This window comes from Pantoea sp. X-Soil-TKNS-1211, assembly GCF_059730495.1.
Map to the genome: position 1 here is coordinate 1,835,376 of NZ_AP035953.1, position 13,989 is coordinate 1,849,364.

13 protein-coding genes are annotated in these 13,989 nt (G+C 57.3%); 11 read left to right on the plus strand and 2 right to left on the minus strand.

What is annotated here, in order from left to right; genetic code table 11:
- The first annotated feature begins 169 nt into the window (after positions 1-169).
- Complete coding sequence (locus AC6I8W_RS08845; protein WP_497837831.1) at positions 170-895, plus strand: glutamine amidotransferase; 726 nt, start codon at positions 170-172, stop codon at positions 893-895.
- Here AC6I8W_RS08845 and AC6I8W_RS08850 read toward each other — a convergent pair.
- Positions 883-1,446, minus strand: a complete 564-nt coding sequence (locus AC6I8W_RS08850; RefSeq protein WP_497837832.1) for a class I SAM-dependent methyltransferase — start codon at positions 1,444-1,446, stop codon at positions 883-885. The two genes, AC6I8W_RS08845 and AC6I8W_RS08850, sit on opposite strands and share 13 nt — an antisense overlap.
- 264 nt (positions 1,447-1,710) lie before the next feature.
- On the opposite strand from AC6I8W_RS08850, the gene exaC reads away from it, so the two are divergent.
- The 10 genes from exaC to glnT all read left to right on the plus strand — a co-directional run bounded on the left by exaC (position 1,711) and on the right by glnT (position 13,214).
- Positions 1,711-3,231 (plus strand): acetaldehyde dehydrogenase ExaC, encoded by a 1,521-nt coding sequence (exaC, locus tag AC6I8W_RS08855; RefSeq protein ID WP_497837833.1) that lies wholly within the window; start codon positions 1,711-1,713, stop codon positions 3,229-3,231.
- A 366-nt stretch (positions 3,232-3,597) separates the two neighbouring features.
- Positions 3,598-4,485, plus strand: coding sequence for an ABC transporter substrate-binding protein (locus AC6I8W_RS08860; RefSeq protein WP_497837834.1), 888 nt, complete (start codon positions 3,598-3,600; stop codon positions 4,483-4,485).
- Positions 4,482-6,116, plus strand: coding sequence for an FAD-dependent oxidoreductase (locus AC6I8W_RS08865; RefSeq protein WP_497837835.1), 1,635 nt, complete (start codon positions 4,482-4,484; stop codon positions 6,114-6,116). Before AC6I8W_RS08860 ends, AC6I8W_RS08865 begins: the two co-directional genes overlap by 4 nt.
- Positions 6,104-6,865, plus strand: coding sequence for an SDR family NAD(P)-dependent oxidoreductase (locus tag AC6I8W_RS08870; protein WP_497837836.1), 762 nt, complete (start codon positions 6,104-6,106; stop codon positions 6,863-6,865). The genes AC6I8W_RS08865 and AC6I8W_RS08870 overlap by 13 nt, the downstream gene beginning before the upstream one ends.
- Positions 6,862-7,644, plus strand: coding sequence for an amino acid ABC transporter ATP-binding protein (locus AC6I8W_RS08875; protein ID WP_497837837.1), 783 nt, complete (start codon positions 6,862-6,864; stop codon positions 7,642-7,644). The genes AC6I8W_RS08870 and AC6I8W_RS08875 overlap by 4 nt, the downstream gene beginning before the upstream one ends.
- Positions 7,645-7,711: 67 nt before the next feature.
- A complete protein-coding gene (locus tag AC6I8W_RS08880) occupies positions 7,712-8,602 on the plus strand; it encodes an amino acid ABC transporter permease (RefSeq protein ID WP_497837838.1) in 891 nt (296 codons plus the stop codon).
- Complete coding sequence (locus AC6I8W_RS08885; protein ID WP_497837839.1) at positions 8,602-9,672, plus strand: LLM class flavin-dependent oxidoreductase; 1,071 nt, start codon at positions 8,602-8,604, stop codon at positions 9,670-9,672. Before AC6I8W_RS08880 ends, AC6I8W_RS08885 begins: the two co-directional genes overlap by 1 nt.
- A 1-nt stretch (position 9,673) precedes the next feature.
- Complete coding sequence (locus AC6I8W_RS08890; RefSeq protein ID WP_497837840.1) at positions 9,674-10,837, plus strand: aromatic ring-hydroxylating oxygenase subunit alpha; 1,164 nt, start codon at positions 9,674-9,676, stop codon at positions 10,835-10,837.
- Between the two features lie 10 nt (positions 10,838-10,847).
- Entirely contained in the window at positions 10,848-11,834 is a 987-nt protein-coding gene (locus tag AC6I8W_RS08895; RefSeq protein ID WP_497837841.1) for an aldo/keto reductase, read from the plus strand.
- Positions 11,835-11,846: 12 nt separating this feature from the next.
- A complete protein-coding gene (glnT, locus tag AC6I8W_RS08900; protein WP_497837842.1) occupies positions 11,847-13,214 on the plus strand; it encodes a type III glutamate--ammonia ligase in 1,368 nt (455 codons plus the stop codon).
- 130 nt (positions 13,215-13,344) lie between these two features.
- Here the strand turns inward: glnT and AC6I8W_RS08905 are convergent, their stop codons facing one another.
- The gene (locus tag AC6I8W_RS08905; protein ID WP_021185693.1) at positions 13,345-13,965 is read right to left on the minus strand and encodes a TetR/AcrR family transcriptional regulator; all 621 of its coding nucleotides are present in this window, start codon (positions 13,963-13,965) and stop codon (positions 13,345-13,347) included.
- Positions 13,966-13,989: the final 24 nt, after the last annotated feature.

Below are 13,989 nucleotides of genomic sequence, written 5' to 3' on the forward strand. Positions count from 1 at the left end.
CGGAAATTCTGTTCTCACCGGCTAATGATGGCATGAAGCGGTGAGGTTGGTGCCCGCGCAGCAAAAATATTTTCCATCAAAGCTTAACCGTGAAAAACATAAGACATTGCAGACAATTACTGTCAGACTGGTTTTCCGAAACGTGACCTTGCAGAGGACAGTCTTCGGAATGACACAGACCCGCGCTTTACCCCTTGCCCTGATCCAACTTGAAGTTCCGCCACCCTCGGTTGTGGCGCAAATTGGTGAACAACCCGTTTGGTTTATTGAGGCGCTGGCCCTTCAGCCCGCCGATTATGTGATTATCCGTCCGCACCTCGGCGATGAGCTGCCCGCGTTTGACCGCGTAAGTGGTGCGATCCTCAGCGGTTCCTGGGCGATGGTGACTGACCATGCGGACTGGAGCGAGCGTACCGCGGCATGGATTCGCGCGGCGCTGGAAGCAGAGTTGCCGCTGCTCGGGGTTTGCTACGGACACCAACTGATGGCCTATGCGCTGGGCGGAAAAGTTGCAGATAACCCCAATGGTTGGGAACGGGGATTGAAAACGCTGACCCGCCATCCACAGGCGGAGCATGATCCCTGGCTGGCTGCATTGCCTGGCGATTTCTACGCCTGGCTGTCCCATCGCCAGTCGGTGATTACCCCGCCCGCACAGGCGCGGGTGTTGGCTTCCTCCGAACTGGATGGCTGCCAGATTCTGCGCTACTCCGATCAGGCATTATCAGTGCAATTTCACCCGGAATTTACTCACGGCATTATGACCGCTTGTTTACCGACGGGTGTGGCTGATGAGGGGAGTGAATTGGCGGGAGAGGACTGGGCGCGTGAACTGCTGCATCGCTTCTGGCAACAAACGCGGCCGCAGCCGCGCGTGCAGGCTCAGGGCGCGTAATGTCGGGTGCAGCGATACACCCAGGCGGGTGGCACGTTTTTTAACACCCGCTGGCGCTGCCAGGTGAAATAACGGGACAAACTGGGCTGCGTGAGCGAGGTGTACTGAAATTGCACGAACACGCCACGCGGTCCCAGTGCATCATGCACGGCTTGCAGGATCGCTTCGCGCATATCAACGGGCAGCGACAGCAGCGGCAGGCCAGAAAAAATCGCATCATATTCACCGGACAAATATTCCGCCGAACAGGCGCGCACCTGCATACGATCATCATTCAGCGCGCGTAACGTCTTGACCAGCTCCGGGCTGATTTCAAACACATCCAGTTGGGCCTGTGGCGACATGCGTTGCAGAATTTGCCGTGTCAGTACCCCATCGCCTGCACCCAGCTCAGCAATACGCAGGCTGCGATCCCAGTTAACCGCATCGGTCATGGCCCGGCATAGCGCCGCGGAGGAAGGGGTGATGCTACCCATCTTGCGGGGGTTGCGAATGAACTGATGAACAAAATTTGCTTTGGCGCGCATTAACGTCAGGGCTGAAGCCAACATCTCTTTCTCCTGGTTAGTGTCCTGCCTCATATTGACCCTATTTATCAGACATGTTCCGTTTTTTACTGCGTAACTGGCAAAAGTCGGAATTTTCCGTGTGTGAAACAGCAGCGGATATTTCGCCGTTAAGCGCAGCGGCGCGATTTATCGCGCAATGTCACAGTTTCCCACCGGCAGATCTGACAGCGTGTCATTGATCGATCAATGTTAATAACAGGTTTCGCAGTTGTTACATACAACCTCTGTCCCGCAAGGAGAAACATCATGCGTTACGCTGCACCTGGAGAACAAGGTTCTCTGATCAAACTACAACAACGTTATGGCAACTTTATCAACGGTGAGTTTGTTGCACCGGTGAACGGCAACTACTTCGTCAACACCTCACCGATTAATGCTTCGTCGATCGGTGAGTTTCCGCGCTCCGATCGTGAGGACATCGATAACGCGGTTGCTGCTGCCCATGCCGCAGCGGATGCCTGGGGCAAAACCTCACCGCAGGCGCGCTCGCTGGTACTGTTGAAAATCGCCGATCGGCTGGAGGAAAACCTCGAATATCTGGCGGTTAACGAAACCTGGGATAACGGTAAACCGGTACGCGAGACCCTCGCTGCGGATATGCCGCTGGCGGTGGACCACTTCCGCTATTTCGCCGGTTGCGTACGGGCGCAGGAAGGCACTGCCTCGGAGATCGATGAATTTACTGCCTCTTACCACTTCCATGAACCGCTGGGGGTGGTCGGGCAGATTATCCCGTGGAACTTCCCGTTGCTGATGGCGGCATGGAAACTGGCTCCGGCGCTCGGGGCCGGTAACTGCGTGGTACTGAAACCGGCGGAGCAGACGCCGCTGTCCATTACCCTGTTCCTGGATTTAATCAAAGACCTGGTGCCGCCAGGGGTAATCAATGTGGTGCATGGCTACGGCAAAGAAGCCGGTGAGGCATTGGCTTCACATCCGGGCATCGCCAAAATTGCCTTTACCGGTTCAACCGCGACCGGCGGCCATATTCTTGAGCTGGCGGCGAAAAGCCTGATCCCTTCCACCGTCGAACTGGGCGGCAAGTCACCCAATATTTTCTTTGAAGATATTATGCAGGCGGAAGAGAGTTTTATTGAGAAAGCGGCGGAAGGGGTGGTGCTGGGCTTCCTTAATCAGGGCGAAGTCTGTACCTGCCCGTCACGTGCGCTGGTGCAGGAATCCATTTTTGAGCCGTTTATGGCGGCGGTGATGAAACGCATCAAAACCATCAAACGTGGCAATCCACTGGATACCGAAACCATGATCGGTGCGCAGGCGTCACAGCAGCAGTTCGACAAAATCCTCTCTTACCTGGAAATTGCCCAGCGCGAGGGGGCCGAGGTGTTGCACGGCGGTGGCATCGAGAGTGTCGGCGAAGAGTTCGCCAGCGGCTACTATATTCAGCCGACGCTGCTGAAAGGCAGCAACAGCATGCGGGTGTTCCAGGAAGAAATCTTTGGCCCGGTGGTCGGCATCCTGACCTTCAAAGATGAAGCGGAAGCCATCGCCTTAGCCAACGATTCGATTTATGGTCTCGGTGCCGGCGTCTGGACGCGCGACATTAACCGCGCCTACCGTATGGGTCGTGCGATTAAAGCGGGTCGTGTCTGGACCAACTGTTATCACCTCTACCCGGCGCATGCGGCGTTTGGCGGTTACAAAAAATCGGGGATTGGCCGCGAAACTCACAAAATGATGCTCGATCATTATCAGCAAACCAAAAACCTGCTGGTGAGTTACAGCACTCAACCACTCGGTTTCTTCTGATCTGGCGGGCAGCGGGGCCACCCGCTGCCTTTTCCCCATGCTCCCGTAGCGGCGCGATTTATCGCGCGTTTTGTCCCCCCAGCACGCACCAAATTGCGCGATAAATCGCGCCGCTACGGATGATGCATTTTTGCACCATCAGCTCACTTTCTGCACTCCATTGGTGATTCTCTGTTCAACGTGCGAGGCCGCATCAGATACCGTCTCGCGCCTTATCCCTTCTACTCTGCGCCTTTGCAATTAATTAATCAGTTATTTAAAAACTGGCATAGCGCTTGCAATTATTCCTGCGCACCGTCTTCCTTTTTTGCTTTTTTAAATCATCAGGGTCTTCAGGCATCGCGCCTTTCTACTGGAGTTAAAAGCATGAGAATGAAAAGTCTGGTTGTTGCTGCATCGCTGTTGGTTTCTGCATTGACGCAATTTTCCTCGCAGGCCGCCGATGCGCCACTGAAAATGCATGCCGATCTGCATGCGCAGCTTCCCGAAAAAATCCGCAGCAGCAAAACCCTCAATCTGGTCACCGATGCACATTACCCGCCATGCGAATCCTTCGCCGAAGATAATAAAACCATGGTCGGGTTTGAACCGGACCTGTGGGATGCCATCGGCCAGGTGCTGGGTGTCAAAGTCAAACCGGTCTCGATCGATTTTGCCGGACTGATCCCTGGCGTGAAGAGTGGCCGCTACGACGTGGCGATGGAGTGTATCTCCGATAGCGCCGAGCGTGAAAAACAGGTGTCATTCGTCAACTACGCCTACGCCACCAGCGAGGTGTATACGCTGGCGACCGAGAAATCCATCACCAACGATCCGCTCACCCTGTGCGGTCTGAAAGTGGGGGTTCAGACCGGCACCGATTTTGAAAAAGCCATCAGTGAGATCTACACCCCGAACTGCACCAAAAACGGCAAACCAGCAATTGAGCAGGTAACGCTGCCGTCGGCAGATGCGGTGCTGCTCGGCCTCTACTCTGGCCGGGTGGATTTTGTGCTGAATGATGCTGCCTCGGTGGATGACATCAAGCAAAAAGCGCCGCATCCGATTCGCACCGTGCAGATGCCGCTGATGCCGAAATATTACCTCGGCATTGTGGTGGCAAAAGAGAACACGCAACTGGCGGAGGTACTGTTAAAGGCGCTCAATGTGCTGCACGAAACCGGCACCTACGACAAGATCATGGAGAAGTGGGATCTGGAGGCGATGAAGCTGGATAAACCCGGCATCAATCTCACCAGCACGCAGCCATTATGAGTGTGCGACACCAGTATGATGTGCTGGTGATCGGTTCCGGTGGTGCGGCGCTAAGCGCTGCACTGCGGGCTGCTGTCGACGGTTTGTCGGTGTTGGTGCTGGAAAAAAGCGCCTGGCTGGGGGGCACCACGGCGATGTCCGGCGGTGCTACCTGGGTGCCAGCCAACCATCACGCCGTTGCAGCCGGGCTGGCCGATTCGTCGCAGGAGGCGCTCGATTATCTGCGTGCCAGCGCTCCCGATGGCTGGCAGGTGAGCGAAGATGCGCTCTGGCAGGCGCAGGCGCAGCAGGCACCGTTGATGCTGGCGTTTATCGAGCGGCACAGCGCGCTGCGTTTTGCCCTGACGCCGGAGAGCGATCCGTTGTGGCCGTTGCCGGGAGCCAAACAACAGGGGCGCATGCTGGCACCTGAGCCACTGCAACCACAACGTCCGTGGCGCTTACGTCCCACGCCCTTGCCACGTCTGTTTTCCTATCACGAACTGCTGGCGAGTGATCTCTGGCATCAGCCGGTGCGGACATATCTGCGTGCTTTGCCGCGCCTGCTGCGGCGACAGTGGCGTGGCGAATTGACCAAAGGGGCGGCGCTGGTGGCCGGTTTACTTGATGGCTGCCACTCGGCAGGCTGCGAGTTTATCACCGAGGCGGCGGTTCAGAGCTTACTGATGCGTGGCAGCCATCAGGTTACGGGTGTGCGTTACCGGCATCAGGGTGAGGAACGGGAGATCGCGGCACGTTGTGGCGTGGTGATCGCCAGCGGCGGTTTCGAGTGGGATGCACAGCGGCGCCAGCAGCATTTCCCCGGTCCGTACGACTTTATCGCCAGCCCCCGCGACAACAGCGGTGATGGTCAACGCATGGCGGAAGCTGTAGGTGCGCAACTGGCGCATCTGGATCAGGCCAATATGGGCGGCGGCATTCCCGCAGCGCCAGGCCTACCGTGGAGCGGATTGTCGATCTTCTTCCATTACGAACCCAACGCGATTCTGGTCGATCGCCACGGCCAGCGCTTCACCAATGAATTTGTTTTCAATCTCGGTGCCGCGCTGGACGCGCGCGACGCTCAAGGGCTGCCACGTCATCTGCCGGTATGGCTGATCAGCGATGCGCGCCTGTTGCGCCGTGCGCCGCTGCTGCGTTATTACCGCTGGCGTACCCCCGGCTGGCTGCGGCAGGCCACGACGCTGGCACAGTTGGAACAGCAGTTGACGTTGCCGACCGGATCACTGGAGACCAGCGTGGCGCGGTTTAACCAGAATTGCGAACGGGGTATTGATGAAGATTTTGCCCGTCATCTCAGCGCTGCGCACGGCAAAGCTGACCGTCGCTTGCAGGGCGGGTTAACGGCGATCCGTCACCCCCCGTTTATCGCGATACCGTTCAACCGCACTTTTCTCGCCACCAAAGGTGGCCCGCGTACCGATGCCAGCGGCAACGTGCTGCATCGTGATGGTCAGCCACTGGCGGGTTTGTATTGTGCCGGGGCGGCGATGGCGAATCCGATTGGCAGCAAAGCGGTGGGTGCCGGGACGACGTTGGGACCGAATCTGACCTGGGGCTATATCTGCGGCTCGTCACTGCTGGCACGTCATCAGGCATTAACCGAAGAGGCAAACTTATGCACAGCGTAAAAACCGCGCTGATAACCGGCGGCTCACGCGGTGTCGGTTTGCGGATGGCTCAGGTATTGGCACAGCAGGGCTATGCCATCGCGTTACTGGTACGTAGCGATGTCAACGCCGCGCAACAGGCGGTGAGTCAACTTGAGGAACAGGGTAGCAGAGCGGCGTTCTGGCAGGTGGATATCACCGATCGCCGGGCGGTGCAGCGGGTGATCGACGAGGTCGTCAACACCCTCGGCGCACCCTGCCTGCTGGTTAATAACGCCGGAGCCACCGCGCCCGCGCCGCTGCTGGAGTTGAGCGATGAGCAGTGGCAACAGGTGCTGCATACCCAACTGACCGGTACTTTTGTGATGAGTGTCGAAACGGTGCGCCGCATGGCACCGGGCGGCGTGATCATCAATATTGCCGGTGCATCTGCCCATCGCTGCTACCCCAATGCCGGAGCCTTCGGCCCGTCCAAGGCGGGAGTGGTGAATCTGACCGCGCAAATGTCGATTGAATGGGCAGCGCGCGGTATTCGGGTGTGCGGCATCAGCCCGGGACCAATCCGTGATCCGGACAGTGAATGGGCCACCCAGGAACCACTACTGGCGCAAGAGGTGGCGCGTTTACCGCTGCAACGCCCGGTAAGTAGTGATGAGGTAGCACGCAGTGTGGCGTTTCTGGCCTCTACGGCTTCTTTCACCGGCCAGATGCTGATCCTCGACAGCGGTGGCCTGAATACCTGGTATATGACCGAACAGGAGACGAGATGAGTAAAACGCTGATGGTGGAGGCACAACAGGTCACCAAATCGTTTCACGGCGTGGAGATCCTTAAAGGAGTCGATCTCAGTGTCGAGCAGGGTGAAGTGGTGTGTCTGATTGGACCTTCCGGCTCCGGTAAATCCACTTTTCTACGTTGTATCAATCATCTGGAAAAGATCGACGGTGGCGAGCTGTGGGTGAATGGCGGCATGGTCGGTTACCGGTTACAGGGAGAAAAGTTGTATGAACTGAAGGAGGCTGAGGTGGCGCGTAATCGCGTCAATATTGGCATGGTGTTCCAGCGCTTTAACCTGTTCGGCCATATGACGGCGCTGGAAAACGTGATGGAAGCGCCGATGACGGTGAAAAAAGTGCCGCGCGCGCAGGCGATGGCGGAAGCCAAAGCGCTGCTGGATCGCGTCGGTCTCAGCCATCGCTACCATTCGCGACCGGCCGCATTGTCTGGCGGTCAGCAACAGCGGGTGGCGATTGCCCGTGCCATGGCGATGAAGCCCTCGCTGATGCTGTTTGATGAACCCACCAGCGCGCTCGATCCTGAACTGGTGGGGGAGGTGCTGGCGGTGATGCGCGATCTGGCACGTGACGGTATGACGATGGTGATCGTCACCCATGAAATGGGTTTTGCGCGCGATGTCGCCAATCGTGTGGCGTTTATGGACAACGGCGCAATTATCGAAGTCGCGGAATCTAAACACTTTTTCGCGGCACCGCGCCATCCACGTACCCGAGATTTTCTCGCTCGTGTACAGGCGGTGAGTGCAGAGTGATTGACAGATGCTGAGGCAAACTGTAGATCTTAATTAATCAGTTAATTAAATTTGTCCGGTTGAAACGATGAAGAGAACGCTGATGACGGATAAAACCCTGACTTCCCCGCTGAATACCTCGCGTGTAGCAGCGGACCATAGCCGCCATGTGGTGGCACAGCGCTATCCCGGTCGCTGGATCTCCGCACTGGTGCTGGCGGTGTTGCTGGTGCTGGTGGCGCATTCAATGATCACTAATCCGAACTTCGCCTGGGCGACAGTGGGCAAATACTTGTTCTCACCCACCATCCTGCTCGGTCTGTGGACCACCTTCTGGCTGACGCTGGTGATCATGGTGCTGGCGATCGTCCTCAGCGTACTGTTGGCGGTGATGCGCCTCTCCAGTAACCCGCTAGTAGTGGGATTCAGCCGTGGCTGGATCTGGTTCTTTCGTGGCACGCCAGTGCTGGTGCAACTGATTTTCTGGTACAACCTCGCGGCGCTCTATCCGCAGGTCAGTCTGGGGATCCCCGGCCTGTTTACTTTGTGGAGTGGCAGCACCAACGATCTGATCACCCCACTGGCGGCGGCGATTCTCGGTCTCGGGCTAAATGAATCGGCCTATATGGCAGAGATTATCCGTGCCGGGATCTCCTCGGTGGATGATGGCCAGCAGGAGGCGGCCCGTGCGCTGGGCATGACGCGTGGTCAGTATCTGAAGCGGGTGATCCTGCCGCAGGCCATTCCGTTCATCATCCCACCCACCGGCAACCAGGTGATTGGCATGTTGAAAACCACCTCACTGGTGAGCGTGATATCGCTGTCAGATTTGCTCTACTCGGCACAGGCGATCTACTCACGTACCTACGAAAACATCCCGCTGCTGATCGTCGCCTGTATCTGGTATCTGGCTGCCACCACCTTACTCAGTCTGGTGCAGGCACGGGTGGAACATCACTATCGCTGGACAAGGGGCTAATGATGCAACTCGGTCTGTTTAACCTGATGTCGTACAAAGACAACCCACGTGGTGTGCAGGGGGTGATTGAGGATATGCGCAGCATGGTGCTGCTGGCGGAAGAGATCGGCTTCGATACCGCGTGGTTTGCCGAGCATCACTTCACCAACTATTCACTCAGCGTATCGCCGCTGATGCTGGTGGCGCATATGGCCGGTTATGCCCGGCGCATCCGGTTGGGTACGGCGGTAGTGGTGCTGCCGTTGTATCAGCCGATGCGCATTGCGCAGGAGATTGCATTGGTCGATCGCCTGACCGAAGGGCGACTGGTGCTCGGTATTGGTAGCGGTTATCAGGCGTGGGAGTTTGATCGCTACGGGTTGGATGTGGAAACCCGTGGGCAGCAACTGCTGACGCACTGGCAGTTTATCAGCGATGCCCTGACTCAGGGGTATACCCACTCGCCCGATCGTTTTGGTCAGCCGCTGCGCACCGATTTTCTGCTCGACACCTTGCAGAAACCGCTGCCGCCGCTCTATCTCACGTCATCCAATCCACAGCTGATTGCGCAGTTTCAGCGCTGGCAGGCGACCCCGTTCTTTACCGCGGGCTATCGCGGCAGCCACAAGTTGCAGCAGATGGTGGCTGATGCGCGCCTTGGCTGGCAGCAGGCGGGCCTGAACGCGGCGATGCCGGTGGCGGTCCAGCAATATATCCACGTCTGCGACAACCGCCAGCAGGCCCATGCCGCTGCGGAGCGTGCGCTGTTTGTCGCGCGGATGATCGCTGCGCTGCGCGAGAACACCAGCGTCAGCGAGCAGGCGTTTATCCACGCGGCAGCGTTAGCGGATGAACCTTCGCTGGAGACGGTGAGTAACAACCTGATGATTGGTGATGCCGAAACCGTCGCCGAACGTATGCTGGCGGAAATCCGTGCTATCCGTCCCAGCCACTACAACTGTTTCTTCCAGTTTGGTGATATGCCGATTGCCGCTGCGCGTCGTTCGCTGACGCTGTTTGGCGAGCGGGTCGTGCCGCTGCTGGAACAAGAGCTTGGTCCATTGACCTTTCGTACCACCAGAGGAGAGTGAAATGTATCGCGAGAAAATTGATGTGGTGTTTGATGACGGCGACAGCATTCTGCAACGCATGCTGGAGCAGCAACGTCACGATGCCAGCCGTTCAGAAACCCTGCCACCAGAAGCCTATAACAGCGACAGTTTTTTCCGTCTCGAAGAGGACAAAGTGTTTCGCCAGGACTGGTTGTTTGTCGGTCATGAGTCGCAAATCGCTAACCTGAATGATTTCTTTACGTTGGATGTGGTGGGCGAGCCGTTATTGATTTTGCGTAACGACGCAGGCATTGCGGTGTTCTCCAACGTCTGTCTGCACCGCTGGGCACCGATCGCGCACGGCAGCGGCAACAGCCGCTCATTTATTTGTCCGTTCCACAACTGGACCTATAACACCCACGGTAAGCTGAGCGGTGCACCGTCGATGAATCAGGCGCAGGATTTTGACCGCCAGCAGTGCAGCCTGCCGAAGATCCGTCATGAGGTGGTGTTCGGTATGATTTTTGTCACCTTCAACGCCGATGCCGCACCGCTGGCACCCCGGCTGACGCCGCTCACCGAACGTTTTGAGCGCTATCACGTGGCCGATCTGGTGACCGCTTACACGCTGGATTACGACTGTCCGTACAACTGGAAAATGGCCATCGAGACCTTTATGGAGTGCTACCACCATGCGGCGGTGCACCGCACGACGCTGGAGGACAGTTTTCCCGGTCGTCTCAGCTCGATCATTGACGAGGGGCCTGGCTGGACCATCTGCCATCAGCCACTGCGGAAAAACGGTGAACTGAGCGAGATCCTCACTACAGGTCTGGAGCCGTTCACCGGCCTGACCGACGAGCAGATGCGTTATAGCGAGCTGCTGCTGCTGTTTCCCAACTGCTTGATCTCACTGAACCCGGATCGCCTCTCTATCAGCGCCATTCTGCCGGTTTCGCCGCACGCCACCCGCTGGCACCGCGTGGTGCTGGTATCGCGGGATTCTGCTGCACGGGACGATTTCCCCCAGACCGCAGAGGCGATGAAGCAGGGCAGCCTGGCGATTATTGATGAAGACCAATGGATCAACGCCGAGCAGCAGCGTGGCAGCCGTTCCCGACTCGCCCGTCCGGGACGCTTGAGTCACCTCGAAACCACTGTCTGGCATCTGGCCAATTACCTGAAAACCCGCATGGCGGAGTGAGGAGCAGGCAATGCGTTATGTGAAGCTGGGACACTCCGGCCTGGAGGTTTCTGCGCTCTGTCTGGGAACCGTGACCTATGCGCCACCGGCTCGCAGTGGCCGCAGCTGGACGCTGGACGAAGCCGCCAGCCGTGAGCTGATCCGTGCCGCGCTGGAGCAGGGTATTAACTTTTTCGACAGCGCTAATATCTATGCCAAAGGGGCCAGTGAAGAGATCCTTGGTCGTGCGCTGCACGATTTCGCCTCACGTGATGAGGTGGTGATCACCAGCAAACTGTACAACCCGATGCGCAGTGGCCCAAACAGCAAAGGCTTATCGCGCAAAGCGATTATGCAGGAGTGCGATCACAGCCTGCGCCGTCTCGGGACCGATTATATCGACCTGTACGAGATTCACCGTTGGGATAATGACACGCCAATTGAAGAGACGCTGGAAGCGCTGCACGACCTGGTGAAGGCCGGCAAGGTGCGTTACCTCGGTGCCTCGTCGATGTTCGCGTGGCAGTTCAGTAAGGCGCTGCAAATCCAGAAGTACGAACGCTGGAGCCGTTTTATCGCCATGCAGAACCACCTCAACCTGATCTATCGCGAAGAAGAACGCGAAATGCTGGCGCTGTGTCAGGCCGAAGGGGTGGCGGTGACGCCCTGGAGTCCGCTGGCCCGCGGGCGTCTGGCCCGTCCGGTGGATGCAGCCAAAGCCAGCACGCGTGGTGCAGACGACAGCTATACCGATTTTCTCTATGCCGCCACTGAGCAGGCCGACAGTGCGGTGATACGCGTGGTAGAGCAGGTGGCGCAGGCACGTGGCGTACCGATGGCGCAGGTGGCACTGGCTTGGCTCTACAGCCGTCCGGCCGTGGTGTCGGCGGTGATTGGCGCAACGCGCACCCAACATTTGAGCGACGCCCTGGCGGCGCTGGATCTGACCTTGAGCGCGGATGAAATCGCCGCGCTCGACGCTCCCTATATTCCCCATTCTATTGTTGAACATGACTAAGGCAGGGCACCAATGAAAAGCGCAGCACAGATCGCCGAGATCAAACAGGCCCTGATGGCCAAAGGGGTAGAGTACTGCATGGGCGCGTACGTGGACATTCACGGCGTACCCAAGGGCAAAGTGGTGCCGATTGGTCATCTGGATCAGATGGCGCAGGGATCCGAGCGTTACACCGGCTATGCGCTGGACGGTCTGGGCCAGTCGCCGCACGAAGATGAACTGACTTCGGTGCCGGATCTCGATCACATCATCCAATTGCCGTGGGAACCGAAGATTGCGTGGATGCCTGCTGATAACCACTTCCAGGGCGAACCTTATGCGCTCAGTACACGCGTAGCGTTGCAGAACGTGATCAAACAGGCTAACGCGATGGGTTTTGGTTTTAATCTGGGCATCGAGTGCGAAATCTATCTGCTGAAGCGCGAACAGGACGGTCGGCTGGTGGTGCCGGAGCCGGATAACAAGTTAAACAAACCCTGCTACGACTTACAGGGGTTTGTCGATCAGTTTGGCTGGCTGGATGAGGTTTCCTCCACCATCAATGCGCTGGGTTGGGATCTCTACTCGCTCGACCACGAAGATGGTAACTCGCAATATGAGTTCGACTTCAACTACGCCGATGCGCTGACCACCTGCGATCGCTTCATTTTCTTCCGCTTTATGGCGAAGCATTACGCCAAACAGCGTGGGCTAATTGCCACCACCATGCCGAAGCCGTTTGCCGATAAAACCGGCACCGGTGCGCATTTCAATATGTCGTTGTATGACATCAACACCGGCGACAATCTGTTTAAACGCGACGCCACCAGCGCGGACGACCCCTGGGGGCTGGGCCTGAGCGATACCGGCTATCACTTTATCGGCGGATTGCTGAAACATGGCCGTGCGCTGTGCGCCGCCTTCGCCCCGACGGTGAACAGCTATAAACGCCTCGTACGCCAGGGTGCGATGAGCTACTTCTCCTGGGCGCCGGTGTTTAACTCCTGGGGTTCCAATAACCGAACCAACGCGGTACGCGTCCCGGCCGGTGGTGGTCGTTGTGAATCGCGCAACGCCGATGGCGCGGTAAATCCTTATCTGGCGGCAACGCTGGCATTAGCCGCCGGATTGGAAGGGATTCGCGAGAAGATCGATCCGCGTCAGCCAAATGAAGACAATCTGTATGCCATCAGCGAAGCGGAGCGCCGTGAGCGTGGCATCGATTTCCTGCCGCAAAACCTGCTGGAAGCGGTAGAAGCCTTCGATGCCGATCCGTTTGTCGCGGCGACGCTGGGAGAGGCGCTGAAGAAAGAGTTTATCCACTATAAGTTGCAGGAGTGGAACAGCTATCACCTGCACGTCAGCCAGTGGGAAATTGATCGCTACAGCACCATTTTTTGATGGTTTTATCGGCAGTATGCACAATATTGCGCGTGTTGCCGGTCGGCACAGGCCCGTAGCGGCGCGATTTATCGCGCGGGTTTTATCAGCAGCGCGCACCGAATTGCGCGATAAATCGCGCCGCTACGTTTCAGGCATCGAGCTTTTCAAACACAAAGTTGCGCATCACGTTGATCGCCTGTTTGTATTTGAAGTTGGGGAACATCACGTTGCGGAACAGTACGCCATCGAGGTAGGTGGAGATCAGCATCGCCATATCGCCAGGATTCACCTCGCGGAACAACCCGCTGGCGATACCTTCTTTGATGGTGTTCTTCAGAATGACCGACTCTTTTTCGTAGAACTTTTTGATCGCCTTATCAATGCTGGCGATACGCCCATTGGTGCTGGAGTAATCCAGGCTGATTTTGGCGAGCTTCTGCAACAGATGGAACTGGAGAATATGGATCTCGATCCACAGGAAGATCAGGTCGCGCGGGCCGTTAGCGCTGGCTTTGATGTCGTCAAATTGCACAAAGGCACGCTCTACCGCTGATTCGATCACCTTGATAAACAAGTCTTCTTTGGAGCCAAAGTAGTAATAAATCAGCGCCGAGTTCAGCCCGGTGGCGGTAGCGATATCCTTGATACGTACCGACGAATAGTTCTGGGTGGCGAATAGATCAAAGGCTGATGATTGTAACAACTCGGCGACGTCGCGCTGGGTTTTACGCGGTTTTTTGCCGGGTTCGGCAGCGGGAGCTTCCTTCATGGCGACATCCTTATGAAATTAACT

Bases quoted from the DNA above. Each gene is read 5' to 3' on its own strand.
- AC6I8W_RS08845 (WP_497837831.1), top strand. From the start codon at position 170: ATGACACAGACCCGCGCTTTACCCCTTGCCCTGATCCAACTTGAAGTT.
- AC6I8W_RS08850 (WP_497837832.1), bottom strand. From the start codon at position 1,446: ATGTTGGCTTCAGCCCTGACGTTAATGCGCGCCAAAGCAAATTTTGTT.
- exaC (WP_497837833.1), top strand. From the start codon at position 1,711: ATGCGTTACGCTGCACCTGGAGAACAAGGTTCTCTGATCAAACTACAA.
- AC6I8W_RS08860 (WP_497837834.1), top strand. From the start codon at position 3,598: ATGAGAATGAAAAGTCTGGTTGTTGCTGCATCGCTGTTGGTTTCTGCA.
- AC6I8W_RS08865 (WP_497837835.1), top strand. From the start codon at position 4,482: ATGAGTGTGCGACACCAGTATGATGTGCTGGTGATCGGTTCCGGTGGT.
- AC6I8W_RS08870 (WP_497837836.1), top strand. From the start codon at position 6,104: ATGCACAGCGTAAAAACCGCGCTGATAACCGGCGGCTCACGCGGTGTC.
- AC6I8W_RS08875 (WP_497837837.1), top strand. From the start codon at position 6,862: ATGAGTAAAACGCTGATGGTGGAGGCACAACAGGTCACCAAATCGTTT.
- AC6I8W_RS08880 (WP_497837838.1), top strand. From the start codon at position 7,712: ATGAAGAGAACGCTGATGACGGATAAAACCCTGACTTCCCCGCTGAAT.
- AC6I8W_RS08885 (WP_497837839.1), top strand. From the start codon at position 8,602: ATGATGCAACTCGGTCTGTTTAACCTGATGTCGTACAAAGACAACCCA.
- AC6I8W_RS08890 (WP_497837840.1), top strand. From the start codon at position 9,674: ATGTATCGCGAGAAAATTGATGTGGTGTTTGATGACGGCGACAGCATT.
- AC6I8W_RS08895 (WP_497837841.1), top strand. From the start codon at position 10,848: ATGCGTTATGTGAAGCTGGGACACTCCGGCCTGGAGGTTTCTGCGCTC.
- glnT (WP_497837842.1), top strand. From the start codon at position 11,847: ATGAAAAGCGCAGCACAGATCGCCGAGATCAAACAGGCCCTGATGGCC.
- AC6I8W_RS08905 (WP_021185693.1), bottom strand. From the start codon at position 13,965: ATGAAGGAAGCTCCCGCTGCCGAACCCGGCAAAAAACCGCGTAAAACC.